1 protein-coding gene and 1 pseudogene are annotated in these 2,537 nt (G+C 39.3%); one reads left to right on the plus strand and one right to left on the minus strand.

The features are described from left to right. Nucleotides 1-769: 769 nt before the first annotated feature. Entirely contained in the window at nt 770-1,594 is an 825-nt protein-coding gene (locus P8O70_15115; GenBank protein ID MDG2198177.1) for a hypothetical protein, read from the plus strand. 432 nt (nt 1,595-2,026) lie between these two features. Here P8O70_15115 and P8O70_15120 read toward each other — a convergent pair. Further along, nucleotides 2,027-2,464 (minus strand): annotated as a pseudogene (locus P8O70_15120) (hypothetical protein). Nucleotides 2,465-2,537: the final 73 nt, after the last annotated feature.

The following is a 2,537-nucleotide window of genomic DNA, read 5'->3' on the forward strand; positions in this document are numbered from 1 at the left end:
TGAACTGGTATAATTGCGAAGAGTATCAGGCACTGAAGAAAATCCGAATTGATAATGCGACTTCAACCAGTTTTTTTATAGCAGGCCTTTGAAATTTGCTCTCATTTTATTGAACTCAATCAACTAGCTAACTCCAAAGAATTGAGCACCTCCTCATAGTTCAAGTTCTGCTTTTCTTTCCCTGCAAGTTTCATCTTCGATTCAAGTGCTCTCAACAACATAAGATCAGTTACCTAGAGAAGTGTTGATCCGATGAAGAAGCCCTCTAAGATTTAAACATAAAAATAAGTTGGGCACTCATACATCTCCTGTACAAGATTCTTCATCAAAACTTTGTTCCTGCTCTAGTCCAGTCACTTGTAAAATCTAAATACCAATCAATCAGACCATCCCGATTTCAATTTCCATCTCAGCAAAGACCGTTAGCAGATTAAGCAACCCAGTCTAGCCAGAAATTGTTTACTTTCTGTACTGTATACTGTTGAGGGTCTGTACGAATCCGTAGATATGAAGGGCCTACCCATCTATAAACAGAAGCTCCACAATCAATCCACAGTTGTCGAACAATAGGGGAAAGCCCCTTGCATGACCCACAGTAGAGCTGTGTCGCTTCACCCGAGTACAACTTCGGCCGACCGTCTTGAAAATTGGAGATCTTATGAGATCTAAATCCCTGCCAGTTTTTCTTCTTCTGCTAATTACTCTTACTATTGCATCGTGCTCCCATACCCCAAAGCCTCGTGGGAATGCTATCGGCCTGAGATATGGCATGACTACTACTTCATCTTCATTTGCTAGCGATAATTTAACTTTAACAGACCAATCTGGTACCCCATCAACATCCCGAAGAACTGTAATCAATAATGATCCTATGGTAAATAGTTCTTCAGTATTAAGACAGCCTATAGCTTTTCAATTAGAAGAAGCTTCTGAAGGTCATTTATTTTCACAGTATTTTTTCGATATATCAAGAATTACTTCTTATGATATTCCACCGGTCCTAAATGGTCTTGATAATCAGACTTATAGTACTCTTATAAATGCAAATTCTGGTACTTTCAGCATCAAAAAATCACAAACTTTTACAGATGGATTTGTTATCAATAATCCAAAATATAAAAAAGTAATTGACAATCTTTCGGAACCATCACTGAGTGCTGATGTTGATGTAACTACATCATCTTTTGGGAAACTTTGGGGATTTTTCTTTTCTTCAAGTGAAAGTCATAGATGGCTTACTATTGGAGCGGGTTTGGGCATAACTTATACCTATGGAGAATATAAAGTTAATGTTTGTGACCCTTACACTGTTAGGGGAACACTACAACCAATTGGTATTGGCGCCGATAGTCGGGAAGGTATTTGTTTAAAGAAATCCAATTTGTATTCCAAACGTTTATCGAATTTTGGAGTAGGGATTGCTGCTTTAATTAAATTATACTCATATATCGGGGATACGTTTGAATTAAATCTTGTTGAGCTTGATGCATATGCGAACAAACCAATTGTAACTGGCGATGCTGAAGATGACGTATTTGAGGTACAATACAACGCAATGTATCAGAACGTGTTGTCATTATACGTACGTTTTTGAATCTAAATTGACGTAGATACCCCATCAACCGATTACAAGATAACAGCAACACTGTCTTCCTTATATTATTTACTTAATATGTAATCAGGTAACAAATGATACCTGTTTTTGGATCTCCTTAGTTGACTCACCTGAAGTGTAAATTTTTACTGAGTTTGCTTGAATCTATGAATGTATAGTAAATGAAGAGTTTACACCGATGACTATCCCCGTATCTGCTTAACCTCATCCGATTGCTCATCTGGGGCTAATTCAGTTTTTTACTCCGCAAAGACAGTTAGCAGATTTAACAACGGAATTTAGTCCAAATCTATCTGTTTTCTGTTCTGATAGCCTATGAAAGCCTGTAGGCATTCAAATTACTTACTTCACTTTCCCAATCCTATTTACTCCTAATGTATGAGGACTGTTAATATTCTGTGCTGAACACTATCAAGCAACTAACTCCAAAGAATTCAACATCTCTTCATAGGTCTGATCCTTCTTCTCTTTTCCGGCCAGCTTCACCTTCAATTCCAATGCTCTCAGAACATACGACCAGTTGCCCAGAGACGTGTTGATCCACAAGAACTGATCAACCAATTCTTCAGGGTCTTCCGGGTTTTTCTCAATTTCTTCCAGTAGTGGAGAAGCATCATAGTGCTCGAAGATTCTTAGATGCTTGGCTAGCTGATTCAGTGCTCTAAGTGATGTCTGGTAGTTACAAGCCTCCAGAGCCTTGTCCTTCAATTCAATGTATTGTTGGACAGTGGAATCTACCCGCATTTGCAAACGCTCTCTACGGGCGTTCTGAGCATCCTGGAGAGTATGTTTGACCTTGGCATTTCTCAGTAGTCCGTAAGCCATTTCAGCTGGATGCTTGGTCTGGTAGCCTGCCCGGAGAACAGCCTATGCACCGTTGCCGTCGACCTGGTACTCTTCGACAAATCGTTGCTGCTTGAAG

This window comes from SAR324 cluster bacterium, assembly GCA_029245725.1.
GTDB lineage: Bacteria > SAR324 > SAR324 > SAR324 > NAC60-12 > JCVI-SCAAA005.

Bases quoted from the DNA above. Each gene is read 5' to 3' on its own strand.
- P8O70_15115 (MDG2198177.1), top strand. From the start codon at position 770: ATGACTACTACTTCATCTTCATTTGCTAGCGATAATTTAACTTTAACA.